The sequence below is a fragment of the Polymorphum gilvum SL003B-26A1 genome, assembly GCF_000192745.1.
In the GTDB taxonomy this organism is placed as follows: domain Bacteria; phylum Pseudomonadota; class Alphaproteobacteria; order Rhizobiales; family Stappiaceae; genus Polymorphum; species Polymorphum gilvum.
In genome coordinates this window covers 580808-606999 of the sequence record NC_015259.1, presented here as the reverse complement: position 1 = coordinate 606999, position 26192 = coordinate 580808, and the positions used below count along the sequence as shown (strand labels likewise).

At 67.5% G+C, this 26192-nt stretch carries 26 protein-coding genes; 22 read left to right on the top strand and 4 right to left on the bottom strand.

What is annotated here, in order from left to right:
• The first annotated feature begins 100 nt into the window (after positions 1-100).
• From SL003B_RS02920 to SL003B_RS02835, 18 genes are all read left to right on the top strand, one after another.
• Positions 101-1858 (top strand): nitrite reductase, encoded by a 1758-nt coding sequence (locus SL003B_RS02920; RefSeq protein ID WP_013651333.1) that lies wholly within the window; start codon positions 101-103, stop codon positions 1856-1858.
• Between the two features lie 79 nt (positions 1859-1937).
• Positions 1938-2723 (top strand): uroporphyrinogen-III C-methyltransferase, encoded by a 786-nt coding sequence (gene cobA / locus SL003B_RS02915; protein ID WP_013651332.1) that lies wholly within the window; start codon positions 1938-1940, stop codon positions 2721-2723.
• Positions 2716-3027, top strand: a complete 312-nt coding sequence (locus SL003B_RS02910; protein WP_013651331.1) for a c-type cytochrome — start codon at positions 2716-2718, stop codon at positions 3025-3027. The genes cobA and SL003B_RS02910 overlap by 8 nt, the downstream gene beginning before the upstream one ends.
• Complete coding sequence (locus tag SL003B_RS02905; protein ID WP_013651330.1) at positions 3024-4175, top strand: cytochrome D1 domain-containing protein; 1152 nt, start codon at positions 3024-3026, stop codon at positions 4173-4175. The genes SL003B_RS02910 and SL003B_RS02905 overlap by 4 nt, the downstream gene beginning before the upstream one ends.
• A gap of 2 nt (positions 4176-4177) precedes the next feature.
• A complete protein-coding gene (ahbB, locus tag SL003B_RS02900; RefSeq protein WP_013651329.1) occupies positions 4178-5167 on the top strand; it encodes a siroheme decarboxylase subunit beta in 990 nt (329 codons plus the stop codon).
• Complete coding sequence (locus SL003B_RS02895; protein WP_013651328.1) at positions 5164-5637, top strand: Lrp/AsnC family transcriptional regulator; 474 nt, start codon at positions 5164-5166, stop codon at positions 5635-5637. Before ahbB (SL003B_RS02900) ends, SL003B_RS02895 begins: the two co-directional genes overlap by 4 nt.
• Positions 5634-6122 carry a siroheme decarboxylase subunit beta gene (gene ahbB / locus SL003B_RS02890; protein ID WP_013651327.1) on the top strand — a complete coding sequence of 163 codons (489 nt, stop codon included), beginning with the start codon at positions 5634-5636 and terminating at the stop codon, positions 6120-6122. Before SL003B_RS02895 ends, ahbB (SL003B_RS02890) begins: the two co-directional genes overlap by 4 nt.
• Positions 6123-6125: 3 nt before the next feature.
• Entirely contained in the window at positions 6126-7346 is a 1221-nt protein-coding gene (gene nirJ / locus SL003B_RS02885; protein WP_013651326.1) for a heme d1 biosynthesis radical SAM protein NirJ, read from the top strand.
• Positions 7321-8877 (top strand): nitrite reductase, encoded by a 1557-nt coding sequence (locus tag SL003B_RS02880; protein WP_013651325.1) that lies wholly within the window; start codon positions 7321-7323, stop codon positions 8875-8877. The genes nirJ and SL003B_RS02880 overlap by 26 nt, the downstream gene beginning before the upstream one ends.
• Positions 8861-9589 (top strand): CbiX/SirB N-terminal domain-containing protein, encoded by a 729-nt coding sequence (locus SL003B_RS02875; RefSeq protein ID WP_013651324.1) that lies wholly within the window; start codon positions 8861-8863, stop codon positions 9587-9589. The genes SL003B_RS02880 and SL003B_RS02875 overlap by 17 nt, the downstream gene beginning before the upstream one ends.
• A complete protein-coding gene (locus SL003B_RS02870; RefSeq protein ID WP_013651323.1) occupies positions 9586-9858 on the top strand; it encodes a hypothetical protein in 273 nt (90 codons plus the stop codon). Before SL003B_RS02875 ends, SL003B_RS02870 begins: the two co-directional genes overlap by 4 nt.
• Before the next feature lie 208 nt (positions 9859-10066).
• The gene (locus tag SL003B_RS02865; RefSeq protein WP_193371720.1) at positions 10067-12268 is read left to right on the top strand and encodes a NosR/NirI family protein; all 2202 of its coding nucleotides are present in this window, start codon (positions 10067-10069) and stop codon (positions 12266-12268) included.
• A gap of 27 nt (positions 12269-12295) precedes the next feature.
• Positions 12296-14215 carry a TAT-dependent nitrous-oxide reductase gene (gene nosZ, locus SL003B_RS02860; protein ID WP_041375337.1) on the top strand — a complete coding sequence of 640 codons (1920 nt, stop codon included), beginning with the start codon at positions 12296-12298 and terminating at the stop codon, positions 14213-14215.
• A 2-nt stretch (positions 14216-14217) separates the two neighbouring features.
• Complete coding sequence (locus SL003B_RS02855) at positions 14218-15492, top strand: nitrous oxide reductase family maturation protein NosD (RefSeq protein WP_013651320.1); 1275 nt, start codon at positions 14218-14220, stop codon at positions 15490-15492.
• Positions 15489-16394 (top strand): ABC transporter ATP-binding protein, encoded by a 906-nt coding sequence (locus SL003B_RS02850; protein WP_013651319.1) that lies wholly within the window; start codon positions 15489-15491, stop codon positions 16392-16394. The genes SL003B_RS02855 and SL003B_RS02850 overlap by 4 nt, the downstream gene beginning before the upstream one ends.
• A gap of 3 nt (positions 16395-16397) precedes the next feature.
• Complete coding sequence (locus SL003B_RS02845) at positions 16398-17228, top strand: ABC transporter permease (RefSeq protein ID WP_013651318.1); 831 nt, start codon at positions 16398-16400, stop codon at positions 17226-17228.
• A complete protein-coding gene (locus tag SL003B_RS02840; RefSeq protein ID WP_013651317.1) occupies positions 17225-17791 on the top strand; it encodes a nitrous oxide reductase accessory protein NosL in 567 nt (188 codons plus the stop codon). Before SL003B_RS02845 ends, SL003B_RS02840 begins: the two co-directional genes overlap by 4 nt.
• Positions 17788-18777: an FAD:protein FMN transferase gene (locus SL003B_RS02835; RefSeq protein WP_013651316.1), complete on the top strand. Its 990-nt coding sequence runs from the start codon at positions 17788-17790 to the stop codon at positions 18775-18777. Before SL003B_RS02840 ends, SL003B_RS02835 begins: the two co-directional genes overlap by 4 nt.
• Before the next feature lie 157 nt (positions 18778-18934).
• Here the strand turns inward: SL003B_RS02835 and SL003B_RS02830 are convergent, their stop codons facing one another.
• Positions 18935-19528: a UbiX family flavin prenyltransferase gene (locus SL003B_RS02830; RefSeq protein ID WP_013651315.1), complete on the bottom strand. Its 594-nt coding sequence runs from the start codon at positions 19526-19528 to the stop codon at positions 18935-18937.
• Positions 19525-21045, bottom strand: coding sequence for a UbiD family decarboxylase (locus SL003B_RS02825; RefSeq protein ID WP_013651314.1), 1521 nt, complete (start codon positions 21043-21045; stop codon positions 19525-19527). Before SL003B_RS02825 ends, SL003B_RS02830 begins: the two co-directional genes overlap by 4 nt.
• Before the next feature lie 162 nt (positions 21046-21207).
• On the opposite strand from SL003B_RS02825, the gene ubiT reads away from it, so the two are divergent.
• Genes ubiT through SL003B_RS02805 form a run of 4 tightly spaced genes read left to right on the top strand, consistent with a single transcriptional unit; the run spans position 21208 to position 24096 of the window.
• Positions 21208-21768 carry a ubiquinone anaerobic biosynthesis accessory factor UbiT gene (gene ubiT, locus SL003B_RS02820; protein WP_158306623.1) on the top strand — a complete coding sequence of 187 codons (561 nt, stop codon included), beginning with the start codon at positions 21208-21210 and terminating at the stop codon, positions 21766-21768.
• Positions 21765-22793, top strand: coding sequence for a ubiquinone anaerobic biosynthesis protein UbiU (gene ubiU, locus SL003B_RS02815; protein ID WP_013651312.1), 1029 nt, complete (start codon positions 21765-21767; stop codon positions 22791-22793). Before ubiT ends, ubiU begins: the two co-directional genes overlap by 4 nt.
• Before the next feature lie 14 nt (positions 22794-22807).
• The gene (ubiV, locus tag SL003B_RS02810) at positions 22808-23704 is read left to right on the top strand and encodes a ubiquinone anaerobic biosynthesis protein UbiV (protein ID WP_013651311.1); all 897 of its coding nucleotides are present in this window, start codon (positions 22808-22810) and stop codon (positions 23702-23704) included.
• On the top strand, positions 23683-24096 hold the full coding sequence (locus SL003B_RS02805) for a hypothetical protein (RefSeq protein ID WP_013651310.1): 414 nt from the start codon (positions 23683-23685) through the stop codon (positions 24094-24096). The genes ubiV and SL003B_RS02805 overlap by 22 nt, the downstream gene beginning before the upstream one ends.
• 72 nt (positions 24097-24168) lie before the next feature.
• Here the strand turns inward: SL003B_RS02805 and SL003B_RS02800 are convergent, their stop codons facing one another.
• Together SL003B_RS02800 and SL003B_RS02795 are read right to left on the bottom strand one after the other, a co-directional pair.
• Positions 24169-25089: a LysR family transcriptional regulator gene (locus SL003B_RS02800; RefSeq protein WP_013651309.1), complete on the bottom strand. Its 921-nt coding sequence runs from the start codon at positions 25087-25089 to the stop codon at positions 24169-24171.
• Between the two features lie 52 nt (positions 25090-25141).
• Positions 25142-26191 (bottom strand): ABC transporter ATP-binding protein, encoded by a 1050-nt coding sequence (locus SL003B_RS02795; protein WP_013651308.1) that lies wholly within the window; start codon positions 26189-26191, stop codon positions 25142-25144.
• Position 26192: the final 1 nt, after the last annotated feature.

The following is a 26192-nucleotide window of genomic DNA, read 5'->3' as shown; positions in this document are numbered from 1 at the left end:
GCGGCGCAGAGCCTCCGGCTGCCTTAACGAAAGTCAAGGAGATGCAGGCCCTCAGGGCGCATCGTCCGGATCGCCTCACCAGCGGAACGGAGACCCCGTCATGAAACGCCAGCCGAATTCAGTCAGGAGCGGACTGCTTGCCAGCGCGGCCCTGGCCATCGTTCTCGCCACGGGCCCTGCCCTGGCGCAGGACAAGCCCGCCGGGCACGGCGATACGCCTGCTGCAGCATACGAGCCCAGCATGACCACCCTCGGCCAGATCAAGGTCGAGATTCCTGGCCGCAGGGCAGACGACCCGGTGATGACCGCGGACGAATTCCAGCGCGGCGCACAGATCTATTTCGAGCGCTGCGCCGGTTGCCACGGCGTGTTGCGCAAGGGTGCCACCGGCAAGGCACTGACCCCCGACATAACCCGCCCGCTCGGCTACGAGCACCTGCACAACTTCATCACCTACGGCTCGCCGGCCGGCATGCCCAACTGGGGCACCTCCGGTGAACTGAGCGAGGCCGACATCGATTTGATGGCCCGCTACGTGCTGATGGAGCCGCCGGCGCCGCCGGAGTTCGGCATGCCGGAAATGAAGGCGAGCTGGAAAGTGCTCGTCAAGCCGGAAGACCGGCCGACCAGCAAGATGAACGACATCGACATCGACAACATCTTCTCGGTCACCCTGCGCGATTCCGGCCAGGTCGCGCTCATCGACGGCAAGACCTACGACATCCACGCCATCATCGACACCGGTTATGCGGTTCACATCTCGCGCATTTCGGCTTCCGGCCGCTACCTGCTGGTGATCGGTCGCGACGCAAAAGTCAACATGATCGACCTGTGGATGGAAACGCCAGGGACCGTTGCCGAGATCAAGATCGGCTCCGAGGCACGTTCGGTCGAGACCTCGAAGTTCGAGGGTTACGAAGACCGGTATGCCATCGCCGGCGCCTATTGGCCGCCGCAATACGTGATCATGGACGGCGACACCCTGGAGCCGCTGAAGATCGTGTCGACCCGCGGCAACATCTACGACGAGCAGACCTACCATCCGGAGCCCCGTGTCGCCTCGATCCTGGCGTCGCACTACAATCCGGAGTTCATCGTCAACGTCAAGGAAACCGGCAAGATCCTGCTGGTCGACTACTCCGACCTGAAGAACCTCAAGACCACGGAGATCGAGGCCGAACGCTTCCTACATGACGGCGGGCTGGATTCGACCCACCGCTACTTCCTCGTTGCCGCAAACGCGCGCAACAAGATCGCGGTGGTCGACACCAAGGAAGGCAAGCTGACCGCCCTGATCGACACCGAGGGCCAGACGCCGCACCCTGGTCGCGGCGCGAACTTCACCCATCCGGTGTTCGGCCCCGTCTGGGCGACGTCGCATCTCGGCGACGAAAGCGTCGCACTGATCGGCACGGATCCGGAAGGCCATCCGGACAATGCCTGGAAGCTGCTCGACAGCTTCTATGCGCTCGGCGGCGGCTCGCTGTTCATCAAGACGCACCCGAACTCCAACCATCTCTACGTCGACGCGACGCTGAACCCGGACGCCGAGACCTCCGCTTCGGTCGCCGTGTTCAAGATCGATGAGATGACGGCTGATGCGGATCCCGACTACGTGACCCTGCCGATCGGCGAATGGGCGGGTATCGCGGATGGCCAGCCGCGCGTCGTCCAGCCCGAATTCAATAAGGAAGGCACCGAAGTCTGGTTCTCCGTCTGGAATGCCAAGGACAAGGAATCCGCTCTCGTCGTCGTCGACGACAAGACGCTGGAACTCAAGAAGGTCATCAAGGACCCACGCCTGATCACTCCGACGGGCAAGTTCAACGTCTACAACACGCGTGGCGACGTCTACTGAGCCCGTGCGGCGACGACCCCTCGGGGGAGGGCCCGCGCCCTCCCCCTCTCAGCCATCCCTTCGGAAAGCGAGAGAACCCATGATCGGCAAAGTCCTTCTCGTCGGCGCAGGTCCCGGAGATCCGGAGCTCCTGACACTTAGGGCCGTGAAGGCGATCCAGAGTGCGGACGCGGTGGTCTTCGACCGGCTCGTCTCGCCGGAAATCCTGGCGCTTGCCCCCACGCGCAGCCGCAAGATCAGTGTCGGCAAGACGGCGAAGGCACACAGCGTGCCGCAGGAGCAGATCAACGAGTTGCTGATCGATCTGGCGCGCGACGGCCTCGCCGTGACCCGTCTGAAAGGCGGCGATCCTCTGATCTTCGGACGCGGCAGCGAAGAAGCCGCCGCGCTCGCCGAAGCGGGCATTCCGGTCGAATACGTCCCGGGCATCACCGCCGCGCAGGGCGCCGCTTCGTCGACCGGCATCCCGCTGACGCATCGCGGCCTTGCGACCGGCGTGCGCTACGTTACCGGTCACCGTGCGAAGGACCAGCCCCTCGATCTCGACTGGTCGAGCCTTGCCAACGAGGAAACGACGCTGGTCGTCTACATGGGCGTCGCCAGCATCGCCGAGATCGCCGCCGCCCTCATCGCCCACGGCATGCCCAGGCACCTGCCGGTGATGGCTGTGGCCGATGCGACGACCCCGCGCGAACGGCGCCTGATATCGCGCCTGGACGAGATTTCGCAGGCCCTCGCCAAGGCCGGCCTCACGGCTCCGGTGCTGTTCATCATCGGACATGTCGTCACGCTTTACCGCGAGCTGCCCGTCTGCCTGCCGGCCGGCCTGTTCCTCGATGACACGCGGATACGGGTCCATGCTTAGGCTGCTGCTCGTGCTCACGCTTGCCGCCGGGCCGGCCGCGGCCGACGGCCTGACGGCCGACCATGCCCGGCGCCTTGAGCATCTGGTCGTTCAGGACTGCGGCTCCTGCCACGGGCTTACCCGCAAGGGCGGCCTCGGCAGTCCGCTGACCGCCGAGGCGCTGGCGCATTTCGAGCCCGAGGGCATCGCCATGGTCATCCTCGACGGCGTCCCGGGTACGGCCATGCCGCCCTGGCGACCGCTGCTGAGCGATGAGGAAGCGCTGTGGATCGCCGAATACCTGTTGAAGGACGACGACAAATGACCCGACTCGCCGCGCTGCTGCTCACCCTAGTCCTCGCCGCTCCCGCCGTGGCCGAACCGTCCTACCGTGCGACCGGCGACCTCGGCCTGATCGTCGAGCGCGCCAGCGGATCGCTGCTTGTGATCGACCAGTCGGAGCGCGCGGCGATCGGACGCATCGAAGGCCTCGGCGACCTGTCGCACGCAAGCCTGGTCTATTCTCCTGACGAGCACTTCGCCTTTGTGTTCGGGCGCGACGGCGCCCTGACCAAGGTCGACATCCTGAGCCGCGAGATCGCCGGCCGGGTGATCCAGGCCGGCAATTCCATCGGCGGCGCGATCTCCGACGACGGCCGTCTCGTTGCCGTGGCGAACTACGAACCCGGCGGCGTCCGCGTGTTCGACGCCGACACGCTGGAGATGGTCGCCGACATCCCGACCGGTTCGAAGACCATCGGCCTGGTCGACATCCCGGGCCGGCGCTTCGTCTTCAGCCTGTGGGATGCCGGAGAAACCTGGATCGCCGACCTGTCCTCGGAGGAGCCGCGCATCACAAGGATCGCCGGAATCGGCAAGAACCCCTACGACGCCCTCGTCACCGGCGACGGGCGGACCTACATCGCCGGCCTGTTCGGCGAGGACGGCCTGACGGCGCTCGACCTTTGGGACGACCAACCGGCTCCGCGCCGGATCCTGCCGGAATACGGTCGGGGGCAGGAGGATCTGCCGGTCTACAAGATGCCGCACCTGGAAGGCTGGGCTCTCGCCGGCGACCAGTTCGTGCTGCCGGCCGTCGGGCAGCACGAGGTGCTGTGGGTCGATGCCGGGACACTCGACGAGGCGGGGCGCACCCGGACACATGGCCAGCCCGTGTTCGCCATGGCGCGACCCGGCGGACGCCACGTCTGGGTCAATTTCGCCCCGCCATTCAACGACACGCTGCAGGTGATCGACACCCGGACCCATGCGGTGATCCATCAGATGACCCCGGGGCCGGCGGTCCTGCACATGGAATTCACCGCGCGCGGCACGGAAGTGTGGGTGTCGGTGCGCGACGCCAACCGGGTCGACATCTACGACACGGCCACGTTCGAGAAGCTTGGCGAGATCGCCGCGCAAAGCCCCTCGGGGATCTTCTTCACCGCGCGTGCCCACAGGATGGGACTGTGACCATGGACTCCCGGCTCGATTCGCTCGACCAGCGCCTGCTGAACGACTTCCAGCGCGACCTGCCCCTGGTGCCGGCGCCCTTCGCAGCCATCGCCGAACGTCTGGGCGTTGCGGAAGCCGCAGTGCTGGAGCGCCTGCAGGCGTTGCGCGCGCTCGGCACCGTCGCCCGGGTCGGCGCCACCTGCCGGCCGAACACGGTCGGCGTCTCGACGCTCGCCGCGCTGCGCGTCCCCGAGGACCAGGACCTGGACCGGATCGCAGCGATCGTCGGCGCCGAGCCGGGCGTCAACCACTCCTATCTGCGCGAGCACGAGTGGAATCTGTGGTTCGTCGCCACTGCGCCCGACGCCGCGGCGCTTCGCGACAGCCTGGCGCGGATCGAACGGCTGACCGGGCTGGCGGTCCTCGACCTGCCGCTGATGCGCGCGTTCAACATCGACCTGGGCTTCCGTCTCAACGGGCCGCGCCACACGCTGCCGGACGACCGGCCGGCCGACATTGCCGCGCTGCAACCGGGCGACGCGCCGATCATGCAGGCGATGGCGGACGGGCTAGACCTGGTTCCCCGTCCGTTCGCCGCACTCGCGGCACGGCTGGGGCGTCGCGAGGATGATGTGCTCGCCCGCGTCGCCGCGCTGCTGGACGCCCGCCTGTTGACGCGGGCCGGCGTCATCGTCCGCCACCGGGCGCTCGGCTGGCTGTCCAATGCCATGGTCGTCTGGGACGTCCCTGCGGACCGCGTCGAGGCGGCCGGCCGCGCCCTGGCCGCCCTGCCGGGCGTGACCCTGTGCTACCAGCGCCGGACGGTGCCCGGGCTCTGGCCCTATGCGCTGTTTTCCATGATCCACGCCCGCAGCCGGCCGGAAGCCCACGAGGTGCTGGCGGCGGCAGCGTCTCTACCCGAACTTGCCGGCGCTGACCACGCGGCGCTGTTCTCGCTGCGCTGTTTCAAACAGACCGGCGCGCTCGTTCACCGGGAGGCGACGGAATGAGACGCGCACCCCTGCCTGCCGACGCCCTGGACGAGACCGACCGGCGTATCCTCGCCGCCCTACAGGAAGGATTTCCGATCACCCCGCGGCCCTTCGCCGACGCGGGCGCAACACTCGGCATGGGCGAGACAGACCTGCTGGAGCGCGTCGCGCGGCTGCGGGAGATCGGCGCGATCACCCGCTTCGGCCCGTTCTTCGACGTGGCCGCGATGGGCGGCGACTTCTGCCTGTGCGCCATGGCCGTGCCGGCCGGGCGCTTCGAGGCCGTCTTGTCGTTGGTCAATGCGCATACGGAGGTGGCGCACAACTATGAGCGCGCGCACCGGCTGAACATGTGGTTCGTGCTCGCAGCCGAGAACCCTGTCGACATCGAGCGGACCGCAGCCGCCATCGAGGCGGAAACCGGACTGTCTGTCCTGCGCTTTCCGAAGCTCAGGGAATTCTACATCGGATTTCGGGTGCCACTATGAGCATCGACGCGATCGACCGGCAGATCATCTCGGCAACGCAGGCCGGCCTGCCGCTGACGCCAGCGCCCTATGCCGAGGTCGCCAGCTGGCTGAACCTCGACGAGGCGACGGTCATCGCGCGGCTGGCGGCGATGAAGGAGCGTGGCATCGTCCGTCGCATCGCCCTGGCTCCCAACCACTACGCCCTCGGCCTTGTAGCGAACGGCATGAGCGTGTGGGACGTCGAGGACGGCGAGGCCGAGCGGCTCGGCGCCCTGGTCGGCGCCCTCGACTTCGTCAGCCACTGCTATCTGCGTCCACGCGCCCTGCCCGACTGGCCCTACAACCTGTTCGCCATGGTCCACGGCCACAGCCGCGACGAGGTGGAAGCCAAGCGCCGGGAAATCGCGCGGCTGCTCGGCCCTGCCTGCCGCGCGCAGGACATTCTCTATTCCACCCGCATCCTGAAGAAGACCGGACTGCGGCTGAAGAACGCGGAGGGCTGAGCCATGTTCCGCCTGACCCAGTACATGCACGAACTGGTCGCTCCGACGCCGGTGCGCCTGCGCCGCGGCGACGGGCCGGTGAAGCCGGTGGTGATCTGGAACCTGACCAGGCGCTGCAACCTGCGCTGCCGGCATTGTTACACGACCTCGGCGGACGTGCCGTTTCCCGGCGAACTGAGCCACGACGAGGCGATGGCTGTCCTCGACGACTTGAAGGCGTTCGGCATCCCCGCGCTGATCCTGTCGGGCGGCGAGCCGCTGTCGCGCTTCGACTTCTTCGAACTGGCCGAGCGCGCGCGCGATCTGAAGTTCCGCCACCTCGCGCTGTCGACCAACGGCACCAGACTGGCCGGAGCGAATGCCGACCGGGTCGCCGGCCTCGGTTTCGACTATGTCGGTATCTCGCTCGACGGGATCGGCGCGACCAACGACTGGTTCCGTGGCATCGACGGCGCCTTCGCCGAGGCGCTGGCCGGCGTGCGCGCCTGCAAGGAGCGGGGCATCAAGGTCGGCCTGCGCTTCACCATCACCGCCGATAACGCTGACCAGCTTCCCGCCATGCTCGACCTGTGCGAGGCGGAGGGCGTCGACAAGTTCTACCTGTCCCATCTGGTCTATGCCGGTCGCGGCGACAAGCACCGCGGCGAGGACACCGAGCACGACCGCACCCGCCGGGCCATGGGCCTGCTGATCGAACGCGCCTGGTCCGCGGTCCGCCACGGCCGCCCCCTGGAGATCGTCACCGGCAACAACGACGCCGACGCGGTCTACTTCCTGCGCTGGGTCGACGAAACCTTCACGCCGGAGCAGGCCGGGCACGTGCGCAGGCATCTGGAAGCCTGGGGCGGCAATTCCTCCGGACTCGGCGTTGCCAACATCGACACCCAGGGCAGGGTCCATCCGGACACCTACTGGTCGGACTACACCGTCGGCAGCGTCAGGCAGGCGCCGTTCTCGGCGCTGTGGACCGGCGACGACCCGATGCTGGCAACGCTGCGCCGACGCCCGCGGCCGCTCAAGGGCCGTTGCGGCGCCTGCGCCTACAAGGACGTGTGCGGCGGCAACACGCGCATCCGCGCCCTTCAGCTGACGGGCGACCCCTGGGCGGAGGATCCCGCCTGCTACCTGACGGCCGCCGAGATCGGCCTCGCCGCCGACGCAGAGCGGCTGACCGTCACGCCATTCCGGGGAAAGAGCCATGATCCGGTCCATCGTTTCCTGTAGCCTTCTCGCCCTTGCCGCCGCCCTGCCCGCGCGCGCCGAGCCGGATGCGCCGGCGCTCTACGCCGAGCATTGCGCCGCCTGCCATGCCGAGAGCCGTCTCGGCGGCACCGGCCCGGCGCTCATTCCCGAGACGCTCGGCCGCATGCGCGGACTGGTGCTGGAGGATGTCATCGCGCACGGGCGCCCGGCGACCCAGATGCCCGCCTTCGACGGCCTCCTCGCGCCGGACGAGATCGCCGCCCTCGCAGCCTTCGTGAACACGCCGCTGGCGACGGTCCCCGCCTGGGGGCCGCAGGACATCGCCGCGAGCCGCGAGATGGTCGCAGACTATACGCCCGCCGCCGCGCCGACTTTCGATGCGGATCCGATGAACATCACCCTGGTGGTGGAGACCGGCGACCATCACGTCAGCGTGCTGGACGGCGACACCTTCGAGACCCTCGACCGCTTCGCGACGCCCTTTGCCGTCCACGGCGGCCCGAAATACAGCCCGGACGGACGCTTCGTGTTCGTCATGTCGCGCGACGGCTGGGTGCAGAAATACGATGTCTGGTCGCTCACGGAGGTCGGCCGCGTGCGCGCGGGCCTGAACTCCCGAAACATCGCCATGAGCCACGACGGCAAGTGGCTGGCGGTAGCCAACTATCTTCCAATGACCTTGACCATCCTGTCGACCGACGACCTGAGCGTGGCAAGGGTGATAGACATCGTCGGCCGCAACGGCACGGCCTCGCGCGTGTCCGCCGTCTACCAGGCGCCGCAGCGGCGCAGCTTCATCCTCGCGCTGAAGGATGCTCCCGAGATCTGGGAGATCGCGACCAGCGAGGACGCCGGACCGTTCCACGACGGCTTCGTGCACAGCCACGAGGCGGGCATGAAGGAGGCGCTCGGCGCCGAGCAGGGCCTGTTCGCGCGCCGGCGCATCATCGTCGCCGAACCGCTCGACGATTTCTTCTTCACCCCGGACTACCGCAACCTCATCGGCGCCAGCCGCGACGGGGAACGCGGCGTCGTGGTCAATCTCGTCGTCGGCCGCGAGATCGCCGATCTTCCCTTGCCCGGCATGCCGCATCTCGGATCCGGCATCACCTGGACCAGCCAGGGGCGGCGCGTGATGGCAACGCCGCACCTGAAGGAGGGCAAGCTTTCGGTGATCGACATCGACAGCTGGCAACTGGTGAAGACCATCGAGACGGCCGGCCCCGGCTTCTTCCTGCGCAGCCACGAGACCTCGCCCTACGTGTGGGCGGATGTGTTCTTCGGCCCAAACAGGGACGTCATGCATGTCATCGACAAGGAAAGCTTGGAGATCGTCGCGACACTGCGGCCACAGGACGGTGCCACCGTCGCCCATACCGAGTTCACCCGCGACGGCCGCCACGCACTGGTCTCGATCTGGGAGGAGGACGGCGCCGTGATCGTCTACGACGCCGCAACGCTCCAGGAAGTCCGCCGCCTGCCGATGCGCAAGCCGTCCGGCAAGTACAACGTCTGGAACAAGATCAGCTTCTCCGATGGCACGAGTCACTGACCCCCGCCCGGCGGCGCTGATCGTCGCCCACGGCTCGCCCAGCGATCCCGCCCCGCAGGAGCGCGCATTGAAGGCGCTGGCCGTGCGGGTGGCGGAACGGCTTGCGGGCTGGACCGTCCGCGGTGCGACGCTGGCCGCCGACAGTGCCCTGGAGACGGCGCTCGACGGCCTCAACGCGCCGCTCATCTATCCCTTCTTCATGGCCGATGGCTGGTTCACGCGCATCAACCTCCCCCAGCGGCTGATGCGTGCGGGGGCCGGATCCACCCGTTGTCTTGCTGCCTTCGGCGCGGATCCGGTCCTGCCCGCCTTGCTTTCCCGCGCTGCGCTGGACGGTGCGGCGGCCGCCGGCCTGCGACCGCAGGACACGGCTTTGCTGCTGGCCGCCCACGGTTCCCGCCGGTGTCCGGGGTCGGACGCAACCACTTGGGCAGCCGTGCGCAGGCTGCAAACGCTCACACCGTTCCGGACGGTGACGGCCGGCTTCGTCGAACAGGCGCCGGCTCTCGACGACGCGGCAAGAGACCTCTGGCCGGCACTCTGCCTGCCGTTCTTCAGCCTGCAGGCCGGCCATGTCCTCGACGACGTCCCGCTGGCGCTGGAAGCGGCCGGCTTCGCCGGCCCGCTCCTGCCGCCGATCGGCCTTCATTCCTCGGTCCCCGGCCTAATCGCCATGGCGCTGGCCAAAGCCATCCAAAAGGAGCCCGCATGACCCGTTCCTCGACCGTTTCGGCCAACACCGACCGCAGGCCGCAGTGGAAACTCGCCGTCCTGCTCTATCCCTTCACCGCGGCAGCCGTGGCCGTCAACCTGTTCATGCTCGCCCTGATGGGGCAGGCGGTCGGCCTGAATGCGCTTTCCCCGCACGCCGCGCTGGCGCTGTCGGTTGTGCTCGGCGTGCCCGCCACCTGGGCAGCGGCGCGGTGGGTGCGGCATCTGCTTGACCAGGCGGAAGAGCGCCCTCCCCGGCGAAACCTCTGACGGGCTGCGACAATCGCGGATCGGCTTACGAAGATAGATTTCAATCGTGCAATCACCTATTAATTGATTGTTTTAAATTCATGAGTTCATTCAAACCATTGATATAGCTTGCAATAAAAATTTTTTGATTGATTATTATCAATGCAAAGGCAGACCTTAGCGACCAGTCTCGCGAAAAGCAGAAACGCATCAAAGCCGGAGCCGAGTGTTGGTCGTTAAATTCGCGGAACCCTTCCTGAAAGCAGCCTTGCTGGTCCTGCTGCTTGCCGTTGCGCCGGCAAGAGCACAGACTCCCGCACAGCTGGCGCAGTTCCTCGACCGGGTTCCGGCCGGAGACATCGTGCCCGGAGCCACCGCTTATGGTCCGATCCGCGGCGACCTCCCGGTGGCACCCGCCGTCAAGGGCAACGAGACGCTCGGCTGGGTGTTCCTGACCTCCGATTTCGTTTCCACCACCGGCTATTCCGGCAAGCCGATCCACACCCTGGTCGGCGTCGACGGTGCGGCAGTCGTCACCGGGGTGCGGCTGGTCAAGCACTCGGAGCCCATCGTCCTCATCGGCATTCCCGACAGCGCCATCCAGGCGGTGACGGAGAAATATGCCGGACTCGACCTGAAGGCGGAGGCCGCGCGCGGCGGCTCGGCCCACGATCTCGACATCATCTCCGGGGCGACGGTGACGATCATGGTGATCGACGATTCCATCGTGCGCGCCGGATTGAAGGTCGCCCGTCTGCTCGGGCTTGGCGGGCTTTCGCCAGAAGCCGCGGCAAGCGGACCACGCAAGATCATCGACCAGGAGCAGCGCGAGACACGCGACTGGACGGAACTCACCGGCGACGGCTCGGTGCGCCGCCTGTCGCTCGACATCGGCCAGATCAACGCCGCCTTCGCCGCCCAGGGCGATGCCAAGGCGATCGCCCGACCGGAGCCGGGTCCCGAGACGGACACCTACATCGATATGTATGCCGCCCTTGCCGACGTGCCGACCATCGGCTTGTCGCTGCTCGGCGAGGCGGACTATGCCAACCTGCGCGCCCGCCTGAAGGACGGCGAGCACGCCCTCGTCGTGATGGGCCGCGGACGATATTCCTTCAAGGGCTCAGGCTATGTGCGCGGCGGCATCTTCGACCGCATCCAGCTGATCCAGGACGACATTTCGGTTCGTTTCCGCGACCGTCAGCATGCCCGCGTCGGCACCATCGCCGCGCAGGGCGCGCCGGCCTTCACCGAGATGGATATCTTCATCATCCCGGCCGACGCCGGGTTCGATCCGGCCAAGGACTTCCGCCTCCAGCTCCTCGCCCAGCGCGCCATCGGCGCGATCGACAAGGTGTTCCTCACCTTCGACCTCGGGTACCGGCTGCCGAACTCGTATCTGGCGGTGGATCCGGACGCCCCGGGTTCACAAGCTGAGACTGCCGTCATGGCGGCTGTGGGCGCAGACCGGCAGCAGACCTTGTGGAAACGGATCTGGCAGGACCGGACAACGGACATTGCTGTCCTCGGCGTCGCCCTGGCTGTTCTGACCGGCGTGTTCTTCTTTCAGATGCAGGTGACGCGCAGCGAACGCTTCACCTTCTGGTTCCGCATCGCCTTCCTGACCTTCACGCTGGTCTGGCTGGGTTGGACGGAAAACGCCCAACTCTCCGTGGTCAACGTGCTCGCCTTCTTCTCGGCGCTGACCACAGAGTTCAGCTGGGATGCCTTCCTGATGGATCCCCTGGTGTTTCTGCTGTGGTTCTCCGTTGCCGCAGCGCTGATCTTCTGGGGCCGCGGCGCCTATTGCGGCTGGCTGTGCCCCTTCGGCGCCCTGCAGGAGCTGACCAACCGGATCGCCAAGGTCTGTCGCATCCCGCAGTTCGAAGTTCCCTGGGGCCTGCACGAACGGCTTTGGCCGATCAAGTACATGATTTTCCTCGGCCTGTTCGGTCTATCCATGTACTCGCTCGAAGCGGCCGAACACTATGCGGAGGTCGAGCCGTTCAAGACGGCCATCATCCTGAAGTTCCAGCGCGCCTGGCCCTTCGTCGCCTTCGCCGTCGGCCTGCTGCTGGTCGGCCTGTTCATCGAACGGTTCTACTGCCGCTACCTCTGTCCGCTCGGCGCCGCACTGGCGATTCCAGCCCGCCTGCGGATGTTCGACTGGCTGAAGCGCTACCGCGAGTGCGGCAATCCCTGCCAACGCTGCGCCAAGGAATGCATGGTCCAGGCCATCCATCCCGAAGGCAACATCAACCCCAACGAGTGCCTGAACTGCCTGCATTGCCAGGTTCTGTACCAGCACGACCAGAAATGCCCGGTCTGCATCAAGAAGCTGGCGAAACGCCAGCGCTTCGAAGCCCGAGCGGGATCCCCGAAGCCGGAAGCGGACTGGGCCAATGCGGCCGAACGAGCGCCGGCGAAATGACTCCGAAGACAAACCAAGGAGACTGTCATGACGGAGAAGACTGAAGACATGGGCCTGTCGCGCCGCGACCTCTTGGGCGGGACCGCCAAGACCGCGGTTGTTGCCGGCATGGGCGCAGTTGCCTTCGCCGGCGCCCAGGCGATGACCGGCGCGCGTGCCGCAGAAGGCGGCGGGAAGTTCGAACTCGCTCCCGGAGAGCTCGACGAATATTACGGCTTCTGGTCGTCCGGCCAGACCGGCGAATTGCGCATCATGGGCATCCCCTCAATGCGCGAACTGATGCGCGTGCCGGTGTTCAATCGCTGCTCGGCGACAGGCTGGGGCCAGACCAACGAGTCGCTCAAGATCCTGACCGAGGGGCTGCTCCCCGAAACCAAGGCCTATCTCGCCGCCCAGGGCAAGGTGACCTACGACAACGGCGACCTGCACCACCCGCACATGTCGTTCACCGACGGCACCTATGACGGCCGCTACCTGTTCATGCAGGACAAGGCGAACACCCGCGTCGCCCGCATCCGCTGCGACGTCATGAAGTGCGACAAGATCATCGAGATCCCTAACGCGCACGACATCCACGGCATGCGGCCGCAGAAGTACCCGCGCACCGGCTACATCTTCGCCAACGGCGAGCACGAGGCGCCGCTGATCAACGACGGCAAGATCCTCGACGATCCATCGCAATACGTGAACATCTTCACCGCCATCGACGGCGACACGATGGAAATCGCCTGGCAGGTGATCGTCAGCGGCAACCTCGACAACACCGACTGCGACTACCAGGGCAAGTATGCCTTCTCGACCAGCTACAATTCGGAAATGGGCACCAACCTCGCCGAGATGACGGCGAACGAACTGGACCATGTCGTCGTCTTCAACATCAAGGAGATCGAGGCCGGCGTTGCGGCAGGCGACTACCAGGAACTGAACGGCGTCAAGGTGATCGACGGCCGCAAGGGCCAAAACAAGAACTACACCCGCTACATCCCGATCCCGAACAGCCCGCATGGCTGCAACACGGCGCCGGACAAGAAGCACGTCGTCATCAACGGCAAGCTGTCGCCGACCGTCTCGGTCATCGACGTGACCAAGGTCGACGCCCTGTTCGACAGCGACGCCGATCCGAGGTCCTGCATCGTCGCCGAGCCGCAGCTCGGCCTCGGCCCGCTCCACACCGCCTTCGACGGCAAGGGCTACGCCTACACGACGCTGTTTCTCGACAGCCAGGTAGTCAAGTGGGACATCGAGAAGGCGATCCGCGCCTTTGCCGGCGAGGATGTCGACCCGATCGTTTCCAAGGTCGACGTCCACTACCAGCCGGGCCACAACTCGACGACCATGGGCGAGACCGCCGAGGCCGATGGCAAGTGGCTGATCTCGATGAACAAGTTCTCCAAGGACCGGTTCCTCAACGTCGGTCCGCTGAAGCCCGAGAACGAGCAGCTGATCGACATCTCCAGCGACGAGATGAAGGTCGTGCACGATGGCCCGACCTTCGCCGAGCCGCACGATTCGATCCTCGTCCACCGCTCCAAGGTGAACCCCGTCAACGTCTGGAACCGGGACGATCCGATGTGGGAGGACGCACGGCGCCAGGCCGAGGCCGATGGCGTCGATCTCGACTGGGGCGCCGACGTGATCCGTGACGGCAACAAGGTTCGCGTCTACATGCACTCTGTGGCGCCGACCTTCAGCCTCGAGAAGTTCACGGTCAGGCAGGGCGACGAGGTGACTGTCTATATCACCAACATGGACGACATCGACGACCTCACCCATGGCTTCTGTCTGTCCAACTTCGGCGTCGCCATGGAGGTCGCACCGCAGGCGACCGCCTCGGTGACCTTCGTCGCGGAACGCCCCGGCGTGCACTGGTACTATTGCCAGTGGTTCTGCCATGCGCTGCACATGGAGATGCGCGGTCGCATGTTCGTCGAACCGCGCGAGGCCTGATCATGCGCCGCACCCGGATCCCGGCCGTCCTCTCGTTGACGCTCGCCCTCATGGCCGCACTTCCGGCCGGGGCTGCGGAGCGGGAGGTCGTGCCGGCTCCGGGCGCGCTCGCAACAGCGATCGCCGAAGCGCGCGCCGGGGACGTTCTCCGGCTCGCGCCCGGCACCCATGACGGACCGGTGCTCATCGACAAGCCGCTGACGCTCGACGGCAACGGCAAGGCCATCGTCAAGGGCCCCGGAACCGGCAGCGTCATCACCGTCGACGCTCCCGAGACGATCGTGGCCGGACTGACTGCGACCGGCTCCGGCCTGTCCCATGAAACCATCGACGCCGGCATCAAGCTGACCCGAAACGCCCGCGGCGCCCGGATCGTCGGCAACCGGATCCTGGACAATCTCGTCGGGGTCGACGTCCGCGGCGCCTCCGACGCCGTCGTGACGGACAACCTGATCGAGGGCCGCCGCGACCTGCGCCTAAACGAGCGCGGCAACGGCATCTATGCGTGGAATGCCTCCGGCCTGATCGCCGAACGCAACACCATCCGCTATGGCCGCGACGGCGTGTTCGTCAACGCCAGTCACAACAACGCCTTCCGCCACAACCTCTTCGAGGAGGTGCGCTTCGCCGTGCATTACATGTACGGCAACCAGGGCCAGATCACCGGCAACGTCTCGATCGGCAACGACGTCGGCTATGCGCTGATGTTCTCCAACCGGCTCACCGTGACCGACAACGCCTCCCTCGGTGACCGCAATCACGGACTGATGCTGAACTATGCCAACAGCGCGACCATTTCCGGCAACCTGGTGCGCGGCGGCGGCGAGAAATGCCTGTTCATGTACAACGCCAACAAGAACGCCGTCGAAGGCAACCGCTTCGAAGGTTGCCCGATCGGCATCCACTTCACCGCCGGCTCCGAGCAGAACGCCTTCAGCGGCAATGCCTTTGTCGGCAATAAGACCCAGGTCAAGTATGTCGGCAGCCGGAATCTCGAATGGAGCAAGGACGGACGTGGCAACTTCTGGAGTGACCACGCCGCGTTCGATACCGACGGCAACGGCATCGCAGACGCGGTCTACCGGCCGAACGACATGATCGACCAGATCCTGTGGACGCAACCGGCGGCCAAGTTGCTGATCGGCAGCCCGGCGGTGCAGCTGTTGCGCTGGACCCAGACGCAGTTTCCAGCCCTGCTGCCCGGCGGCATCGTCGACAGCGCACCGCTGATGCACGCCCCGGCGCCGACCCCATCCAGCGCGGGAGCAAAGGAATGACCCCTGCCGTCCTGACCCTCGACAAGGTCACCAAATGCTTCGACCGGCGCCCGGCCGTCGACGCCGTCAGCTTCGCCCTGGCCGAAGGCGAGCGCATCGCCCTGCTCGGTCACAACGGCGCCGGCAAGACGACGCTGTTCAAGATGATCCTCGGCTTCCTGAGGCCGGACACCGGCGCCCTCGCCGTCTTCGGCGCGCGTCCGGGAACGGCCGCCGCCCGGACCGCAATCGCCTATCTTCCCGAGGCCGTCGCCTTCCACAAGTCCCTGACCGGCGAGGAGGTGCTGCGCTACTATGCCAGGCTGAAGGGCGAGGATGCGACACGGGCCGTGTCCCTGCTCGATCGCGTCGGTCTCGCCGAAGCCGGACGACGTCGGGTCGGCACCTATTCGAAGGGCATGCGTCAGCGGCTCGGTCTCGCCCAGGCGCTGATCGGCCGGCCGCGGCTGGTGCTGCTCGACGAACCGACCAGCGGCCTCGACCCGATCTCGCGGCAGAATTTCTACGAGATCGTCGAGGAGGTCGCCGCTCGCGGCGCGACCGTGCTGCTGTCCTCCCACGCTCTTACCGAGGTGGAGGCGAAGACCGACCGGATCCTCATCCTGTCGCACGGCCGGCTGGTCGCCGACGACACGCTGAGCCGCCTGCGCGCGCAGGCCAGGTTGCCGATCCGCCTCAAGGTTCAGGGCACCGAGGAGACGGCGGCGGAGATCGCCGAGCGGCTTGGCGGGCGGCGGCTCAACGGCCGCTCGGTGGAACTGCTCTGTGACCCGTCCGACAAGGTCGCGCGCCTGGCTGCGATCACCGCGCTCGGGTCGATGGTCGCCGATGTCGACGTCACTCTGCCGAGCCTCGACGACATCTACCGGCATTTCTCCGGCGTCGCGCCGAAGGAGGATTGACCCATGCCGACCCGCATCCTTACCGTGGCCGCCCAGGAGCTGCGCATCGGCCTGCGCAACCGCTGGATCGTACTTGCCACGCTCATCCTGGCCAGCTTCTCGCTGGCCCTCGCCCTGCTCGGCTCGGCCCCGGCCGGCACGCTCGGCGTCGACCGCCTGACCATAACCGTCGCCTCACTGGCGACCCTATCGGTCTATCTGGTGCCCCTCATCGCGCTGCTGCTCGCCTTCGACGCGATCGCCGGCGAGATTGACCGCGGCACCCTGCTGCTGGTCTTCTCCTGCCCGATCTCGCGGGCGGAGTTTCTGTTCGGCAAGGCGCTCGGACATCTCTGCGTCCTGACCCTTGCCCTGATCACCGGCTACGGCGTCACGGCAGCCCTGCTGATCGCGTCAGGAGCCGGATCGGTTGCCGGCCTGACCGACTTCGCCCGGCTGATTGCGACCTCCGCCCTGCTCGGCCTCGCCTTCCTGGCGATCGGCTATATCCTGAGTTCGCTGACCCGTCAGACCAGCACGGCCGCAGCGCTTGCGATCGGCGCCTGGCTTGTACTCGTCGTCATCTACGACCTCGCGCTCCTCGGCGCGCTTGTCGCCGACACCGGCGGACGCTTCGCCACGCAGGTCTTTCCCTACGCTATCCTGGCCAATCCGGCGGACGCCTTCCGGCTGTTCAACCTCGCCGCCCTCGATGCCTCCGACCTCGTCGGCGGCATGGCCGGGGTGTCCGACAGCCTGCCGTTCGCCCCACGTGCCACCCTGATCGCCATGTTCGTCTTCGTCGGCGTCGCCCTGTCGCTCGCCGTCGCCCTCGTAAGGAGGATCGCACCATGATCCGGCTTGCCGTTCCCTTCGCAACCCTAGCCCTCGCCCTTGCTGCCTGCCAGGACGAGACGGCGCAGACCAGGCCGCTGCCGGTCGAACTGACCCAGGAAGCCGCCGGTCACTATTGCCAGATGACCGTGCTGGAGCACGGCGGGCCGAAGGCGCAAATCCATTTCGCCGGCAACCCGCATCCGATCTGGTTCACCCAGGTCCGCGACGCGGTCGCCTTCACCCGGCTGCCGGAGGAGCCGAAGGACTATGTCGCCATCTACGTCAACGACATGGCCAGGGCCGAGAGCTGGGACGAGCCCGGCGTATCCAATTGGATCGATGTCGCGGACGCCTGGTTCGTGATCGGCAGCGCGACCGTGGGCGGCATGGGTGCTCCCGAGGCCATACCCTTCGGCTCAAGGGCCGACGCGGAAGCCTTCGCCGCCGCCAAGGGCGGCGCGGTCCTGCGTTTCGATGCCATTCCGACCGAATATGTCCTGGCCCCGATCGCAGGCGAACCGTCGGCGCCGGAAACCGCGCTCCCGCGCGCGCCTGTCCAACTTGCGGAGAACGATCGATGACCGGATCGCAGACTTCCCGTCGCCGCTTCCTGGCGATCTCCGCGGCCGCCATCGCATCGGCCACGCTGCCCGTTGCGACCCGCGCAGAGGCACATGTCTACCGCTGGCAAGGCATCGCACTCGGCGCAGCTGCCGAGATTCGCCTGCTCCACACCGACAGTGTCCGGGCGCATGCCCTGCTCGCCGCCGCGGAGACGGAAATACGGCGCCTGGAAGCGATCTTCAACCTGTATCGCACCGACAGCGCTCTGGTCCGTCTCAACCGCGACGGACGCCTCGACGAACCGCCGCTCGACCTCGTCGAACTGCTCGGCCTTGCGGCGCGCATCCATCGCGCGACCGACGGCGCCTTCGATCCGTCCATCCAGCCGTTGTGGGCGCTGCATGCGGACTGCCACGCCGACAAGGGACGCCCTCCCTCGACAGCGGAGATCGACGCGGTCCGCGACAACGTCGGCTTCGATGCGGTCACGATCGAGGCCGGCGAGATCCGTCTCGGCCGCAAGGGCATGGCGCTGACGCTGAACGGCATCGCCCAAGGCTTCGTCACCGATCGGATCGCCACGTTGCTGCGCGCCGGCGGCATGACCGATCTCCTGGTCGACATGGGCGAGATCCGCGCGAGCGGCAACGACGGCCGCAAAGACGGCTGGCGGGTACGCCTCGATCCGGAGCGGTCCGCCGATCCGGCTACGGAAAGCCTGACGCTCGTCGACCGCGCTGTGGCGAGTTCCGCTCGCCATGGCACAACCTTCGACGCAGATGGCACGGCAGGCCACATCCTCGATCCGCGCACCGGCAGGCCGGCAACCGAAGGCGCACACGGCGCCAGCGTCGTTGCCGCAACCGCGGCTGTGGCGGACGGCCTTTCGACAGCAGCCCTGATTTGCGGCGAACACGTCTTTGACGCCGCGCTGAAGTCCTTCCCTGGCGCGCGCGCCCGACTGAGTGGATCGGACGGCACCGCCCGCTGGCTCGACGGCTGACACCCAGACCGGCGTTCCGGATCCGGAAAACCGGGCGAACGCAGGTAGCATCGCGCACAGCCCATTCCGCGACCCTGTGGGCGCTTGCCTTTCTCGTCTGGCTGAAGGCCTACTGGCCGCTCCTGTCCGATCCGGTGACGCTCGGCGACAGGAGGTGCTAGCCGGCGCCGGTCGTCGTAGCGTCCATGCCGGCCCAGCGCTGCAGGTGCGGTCCGGGGTCGAGGCCGGCGGAGGCGACCGCGCGGGCCGCGATCTGGCGCACCATGTCGTCGAGACCGGTCATCCGCGCATAGAACGTCGGTACCGGCGGCGACACGATCGCCCCCATCCGCGTGACCGCGACCATCGCTTCCAGATGACCGAGGTGCAGCGGCGCCTCGCGGGCAAGCAGCACCAGCCGGCGTCGCTCCTTCAGCGTCACGTCGGCCGCGCGGGCGAGCAGACTGTCGCCGGTGCCGTGGGCGATGCTCGACAGCGTGCGCATGGAACACGGCGCGACGATCATGGCATCGACGGCAAAGGACCCGCTGGCGATCGGAGCGCCGAGGTCATCGGAGCGATGGCTCATCGTCGCCAGGACCTCGATGCTCCGGCGTCCGTCCGGCCCGAGTTCATGCGCGATGGTCCGCTCGGCGCCGGCGCTGATCACCAGGTGGGTCTGCGCCCCGATGGCACGCAGGATCTCCAGGACCGCCTGCCCGAGACATGCGCCTGACGCCCCCGACACGCCGACGACGACGCGGGCGGTCATGCCGGTTCCTCCTGCGCTCTCAACACCGCGCTCTCGGTGAACAACTCGTCCCAGCGCCGATCGACGCGTGCGACGACGTCTCGGGGCATCGCCAGCCGCTGCGCATAGGCCCGGGCCGTTTCCGTGCCGATCTTGACGGTCGCGTCGATGCCGAGCTTGCCGCCGAGCCCGACGAGCGGGCTGGCGAAATCGAGCTGATCGACCGGCGTGCGCGCCAGCACGACGAGATCCCGCTCCGGGTCCGCCCGCGTCGCCACCGCCCACATGACGTCAGGCCAGGAGCGGATGTCGATGTCGCGATCGACGACGATGACGTACTTGGTCATCGAGAATTGCGGCAGCAGCGACCAGAAGGCCAGCATCGCGCGTCGTGCCTGGCCCGGATAGCGCTTGTCGACCTGCAGCACCGCCATTCGGTAGGAGCAGGTCTCCGGCGGCAGGTGGACATCAAGGATTTCGGGCACCGCCTGGCGCAGCAGAGGCGCGAAGACATCGGTCATCGCCGCGCCGATGACCGACGGCTCGTCCGGCGCGCGGCCGGTGAAGGTTGACAGGTAGGCCGCGCCGTCACGGATGTCGATCGCCGACAGCCGGAGCACGGGATAGAGATCCGGATCGTTGTAATAGCCGGTGTGATCGCCGAACGGCCCTTCCAGCGCGACCAGACCGGGCTGCACCAGGCCTTCGAGCACGATCTCCGCGCTGTCCGGCACATGCAGACCGATCGTGCGGCAGGGCATAACGCGGCTGCGCCGGCCATTGACAATGCCGGCAAGCGCCAGTTCGCCGACGCCTTCTGGCGCCGGAATCACGGCCGACAGGAGGGTCGCCGGATCGCAACCGATGACCACCGCAACAGGCATCGGCTCACCCAGGGCCGCCCACTCGCGATGGTGCTGCGCGCCGCCCCGCATCGGCAGCCAGCGCAGGATGGCGCGGTCGGGACCGAGCACCTGCATGCGGTAGATGCCGAGATTGTAGCGTCTCGGGTCATCCGGCCCAGGCGGACGGGTGACGACCATGCCCCAGGTGATCAGAGGACCGGCATCGCCCGGCCAGCAGGTCTGCACCGGCAGCGCGGACAGGTCGACCGGTGCGGCGCGCAGATCGGGCGGACGGACAACCGTCTTCGGTCGGGCCGCCAGCCCGGCCCGGGCGACCGGCAGCAGCGCCTTCAGATCGCCGAGGGATGCCGGCGGCTCGGGCGCGCGCAGCGCGGCAAGAAAGGTGCCGAACCGCCCCAGATCGCCGGGCTCGATACCGAGCCCGGCAGCCACACGCGTGCGCGTGCCGAACAGGTTGGCCAGCAGCGGCATGGCGAACGCCTTGCCGGCGGCATCGACGGGCCGTTCAAAATGCAGGACCGGACCGGCGGACGCGATCACCCGACGGTGTATCTCCGTCGCCTCAAGACGGACAGAGACCTGCGCTGCGATCCGCGTCACCTCGCCGCGCCCGTCGAGGTGGGCGAGATAGGCCGGCAGGTCCGGAAAGGCTGGCAGGGAGCGCAGATGCATCGGCAGACGGCTTTACAGGCAGGATCGGCCACACGCGATGCTGGGTCCCGTGTGGACAGGAGTGTCCAGAGTGGGACAATTTGCCCACCTTGCCTTGACCTTCATCAAGGGGTGCGCGCCCGGCCGTCGACTAGACTCTGCCACGCTAGCGAAGAGGCCGACATGATACGCCACAGATCCCGCGGAGAACTCCCGCCGCTCGTCGCCCTGTTGATGAAACCCCTGCCACACTGGCCGCTGGAACTGGCCCTGACCCGCCTCGTGCGGCAATTCGTCCAGCGCCGTCCGGATCTCATCGCGCGACTGGGGGCGACCGCGCAGGTGCCGATCGCCGTGTCTCCTTCCGATCTTCCGGTCGCCTTCGTCGTCCGCCTCGGCGGCCGGCAGTCGCGCATAGACGTCGTCAACAGAGACCGGATCGAAGGAGCGGCGGCCCGCATCGAAGGCCCGTTGCTCATCCTGCTCGGCCTGTTCGACGGCAGCTACGACGGCGACGCCGCCTTCTTCGCCCGCGACATCACCATCGAGGGCCAGACCGAGCACGTTCTGGCGCTGCGCAACACGCTGGAGGAAGCGGACCTGACGCCCGCCGAATTCGTTGGCCTGAACGGCCCCGTGGCCGAGATCGTGAACCGGCGGACGGCGCAGGCGCTCGACCTCGCCCGCCGGCTGGTCGGGGCGCCCGCCGTCGAGCAGCGCTCGCGCGCAGGGGCCGTGCGATGAACGCCGCGACACGCTCCGCTCCCGCCCAACGGCATCCCCTCGAGCTGGTCTGCCCCGCCGGCACGCCGGCGGCCCTGCGGGCTGCCGTCGATGCGGGCGCCCATGCCATTTATTGCGGCTTCAACGACGAGACCAACGCCCGCAACTTCCCCGGCCTCAATTTCTCGGGCCCGGAACTCGCCGCCGGCATAGACTACGCCCACCGGCACGGCGCGAAGGTGCTGGTCGCCATCAACACATTCGCCCGGCCCGGAGCCCTGGACATCTGGCAGAAGGCCGTCGACACCGCCGCCGGCGCCGGTGCGGATGCGGTCATCGCCGCCGACCTCGCAGTGCTCGACCATGCGGCACGCCGCCATCCCGGCCTGCGGCTGCACCTGTCGGTTCAGGCGGCTGCCAATACGCCCGAAGCGATCCGTTTCTACGCCGAGGCCTTCGGCGTCCGGCGCGTGGTGCTGCCGCGGGTGCTGTCGGTGGAGGAGATCGCCCGGCTGAACCGCGAGATCGACGTCGAGACCGAGGTCTTCGTCTTCGGCGGGCTGTGCGTCATGACGGAAGGCCGCTGCGCGCTGTCCTCCTATGCCACCGGAAAGTCGCCTAACCTGACCGGCGTCTGTTCGCCGCCCAGCCACGTCGCCTATGAGGAGGCCGCGGACGGATCCCTGCTTGCCCACCTCGGCGGCTTCACCATCGACCGCTTCGCCGCCGGCGAGCCGGCCGGCTATCCGACCCTGTGCAAGGGCCAGTTCGCCGCCACGGGCAAGACGGGCTACCTGTTCGAGGACCCGGTCAGCCTGAACGCCGCCACCCTGCTGCCGGCCCTGCAGGCGGCTGGCGTCACCGCCCTGAAGATCGAGGGCCGCCAGCGCGGCAAGGCCTACGTTGCCAGCGTCGTGCGCGCCTTCCGCCGAGCCGTCGATGCGCTGGCGCAGGGAAACCAGGTGACGGACCTTTCGGCCGAACTCGCTGCACTCGCCGAAGGCGGCCGGCAGACCACCGGCGCCTACCGGAAGACCTGGCGCTGAGAAAGGACCCATGGATGGCTGCCATCGAACTGGCCCTCGGGCCATGCCTGTTCAACTGGCCGGCGGATCGTCTCGCCGATTTCTATGCCCGCATCGCCGACGAGGCGCCGGTCGAGCGCGTCTATGTCGGCGAGGTCGTCTGCGGCAAGCGCATGCCCTTCACCGACCCGCTGTGGCCGCAGGTGATCGAGCGGCTGCAGCGGGCCGGCAAGACGGTGGTCCTGTCCGCGCTCGCGCTGCCGGCGACGGTACGCGAACGCAAGACCCTTAAGGACCTTGCCGCATCCGGCCTGACGCTCGAACTCAACGACTTCTCCCTGCTCGCCGATCCGCTTGAGCGAGCGTTCGTCGCCGGCCCGTTCCTCAATGTCTACAATGAGGCTGCCCTTGGCTTCCTCGCTGCGCGCGGGGCCAGCGACTGGTGCCCGCCGGTCGAGGTGCCGCTGGACTCGATCCGCAAAGCCGGCGCCGCGCATCCGCAGATCACGGTTGAACTGTTCGCCTTCGGGCGCCTGCCGCTCGCCCTGTCGAGCCGCTGCTATCACGCCCGTGCTCACGGCCTCGCCAAGGATTCCTGCCAGTTCGTCTGCGACCGCGACCCCGACGGCATGGCGGTGAGGACCCTCGACAACAGGCGCTTCCTGGCGGTCAACGGCATCCAGACCCTGTCGGATGCCTGCCAGGCGGTCACGCTCGACGCGGACCGGCTCGCGGCCAACGGCATCGGCCGCCTGCGCCTGTCGCTGCACACGGTCGACATGGTCGCCGTTGCCCGGACCTACCGGGCCTTGCTCGACGGCGACATGTCTCCGGCCGACGCGGAATCGGCGCTCACGGCGATGGATCTTCCCGGACCGGTGTGCAACGCCTACCTTGCCGGAGAAGCCGGATGGCGACACGTGACCCTGTAGACATCGACACGCCGGCGCAGGATCTCCTCGGTGCGACCGCAGTCGCCGAGCGGATGGCGATCGCCCGCATACGCCGCATTCTCGCCGACTTGCACATGCCGTGCCGCTGCCAGGACGAGATCGACCGGACCATGGAAGCGCTCGTCGCCTGGGAGAGCCGCCGGATCCGGCACCATCTGCTGAAGGATATCCGCAAGTCCGCCGGACGCCTGCGCGCCGGCATCGCCTTCCTGGACGATCTCGCGGACCTGCCGGACGGCGAATTCGACGCGCAGACCTGCGCCGATCACGCCGAAACGCTCACCGTGCTCGCCGATAGCGCCCGGCTGTGCGCGCAAGCCCTCACACGCCTCGCCGCGCTCGACCAGGGCGACGACACGCCGTCGACCTAGGACTTCGGGGGTGCTGGATCACCGCCGGAAGACCACCGGAACCCTGCCGGACTTCTGTCGACTTCTGTCGGACTAGATGATCCACGCCGTCTTGCCGGCGGCGTTGTCGCAGAAGTCGCGGGCGCTGCGGCGCGCCTGCTCGACCACCACCTGGATGACGTCCTGGTGCGTGGACGACTGGTAGGTGCCGATGATCGGCATCGGCGGGAATCGCTTCGACACGTCGATCGGCCGCAGCAGGCCCATTTCGAGCTCGCGCTGGATCGTGATGCTCGGGATCGCGCTGATCCCGAAGCCGGCGATCAGGAGGTTGATGATCGCGAACAGCGAGTTCGAGCTGGTCATCTTGGACGCCAGCACGCTCTCGTCCTGGAAATAGGGCGCGATCTGGCGGTAGGGCGGCGTGTTTTTGGGAAACGTGATGATCGGCATCTGCGCCAGTTCGTCGACGTCGTAGGTACGGGCCTCGTCGATCAGCTTCGGCGAGCCGGCCCAGATCATTTCCCAGACGCAGACGTTGAAGCTGCGGAAGCCGTCGCCGATCGCCGGGTCGAGGCAGAAGATCAGGTCGAACTCGCCGTTGACCATTTCCGCGACCAGGCGCTGGGTGCCCTCGACGATCAGTTCGACCCTGAGATTGGGGGCGATCTGCTGCAGCGATTCCATCAGGTGCGGCATCCAGGTGGAGGCGACGGAATCGATCGCGCCGATGCGCACGACGTCGGGCACGTGGCCGTCCGGGCTCTTGACGCTGTCCTTGAGCCGGTCGATCAGGCCGAGGATCTCCTTGAACACCACCAGCACGCGCTCGCCCTCCAGCGTCAGCTGGAACTCGCGGTCGCCGCGATGCACGAGCCGGCAGCCGAATTCGGCCTCCAGTGCGGCCAGCCGCGAGGAGATCGCCGGCTGGGTGGTGTTCAGCTGCTCCGCAGTCCGCCCGAAGTGCCGGTTGCGGGCGAGGACCACGAAAGTGACCATGTCGAGATCGCGCATCGTGTCCTCTCTATCATAAAAGGCGCGGGCGCACAGGCCGCCGACTCCCGCGCTATCGCGGCAGCACGCGCACGCGGGCCGGGTCGATGCCGAGCGACACCATGTCGCCGGAACCGAACGCAAGCTCGTTCGAGGTCAGCGCTCGCACCGGCGCTCCGGCAAGGGTCAGGACATAACGGTTGCGCGCGCCGAGATAGACGCGCGTGCGCACCTGCGCCCTCAACCCCGCCGGCTGCCCGGCGGAACCGATGCTCAGGTCCTCCTGGCGCAGCGCCAGGGTGACCGCGCCGCGCAGGCTGGTTGCCGCCGGCAGCGCAAGGCGCTGGCCGTCGGCGAGTTCGGCGACCGGCTGGCCGTTCTCCTCGCCGACGGTTGCCTCAACCAGGTTCGCCGAGCCGAGGAAGCTGGAGGCGAACCGGGTGGCCGGGCTGGCATAGATCTGCGCGGGCGTGCCCTCCTGTTCGACCCGTCCGCGGTTGAGCAGGACGATGCGGTCGGACAGGCTGAGGGCCTCTTCCTGGTCGTGGGTGACGAACAGTGTGGTCAGGCCCAGCCGCTTGTGGATCTCGATCAGTTCCACCTGCATGTCCTCGCGCAGGCGCGCGTCGAGGTTGGACAGCGGCTCGTCGAGCAGCAGCACCTTGGGATTGGACACCACTGCGCGAGCGAGCGCGACGCGCTGCTGCTGGCCGCCGGACAGCTGGCGTGGCCGGCGTTCGCCGAGTGCGCCGAGCTGCACGGTTTCCAGCGCCGCCCTGACCCGGGCGTCCTGCTCCTCGCGGTTGCCGATGCGGCGCATGCGCAGCGGAAAGCGGACGTTTTCGTAGACGGACAGATGCGGCAGCAGGGCGTAGGACTGGAACATCATCGAGATGTCGCGCCGCTCGGGCGGCAGCGCGGTGACGTCCTGGCCGTCGATCTCGACCCGGCCGGAGGTGACGCTTTCGAGACCGGCGACAATGCGCAGCAGCGTGGTTTTTCCGCAGCCCGAGGCGCCGAGCAGACTGACGAACTCGCCGGACGTGATGTCGACCGAGATGCCGTGCAGGACATCCACGGGACCGAAGGACTTGCGGATGGATTCAAGCTTCACATTGGACATG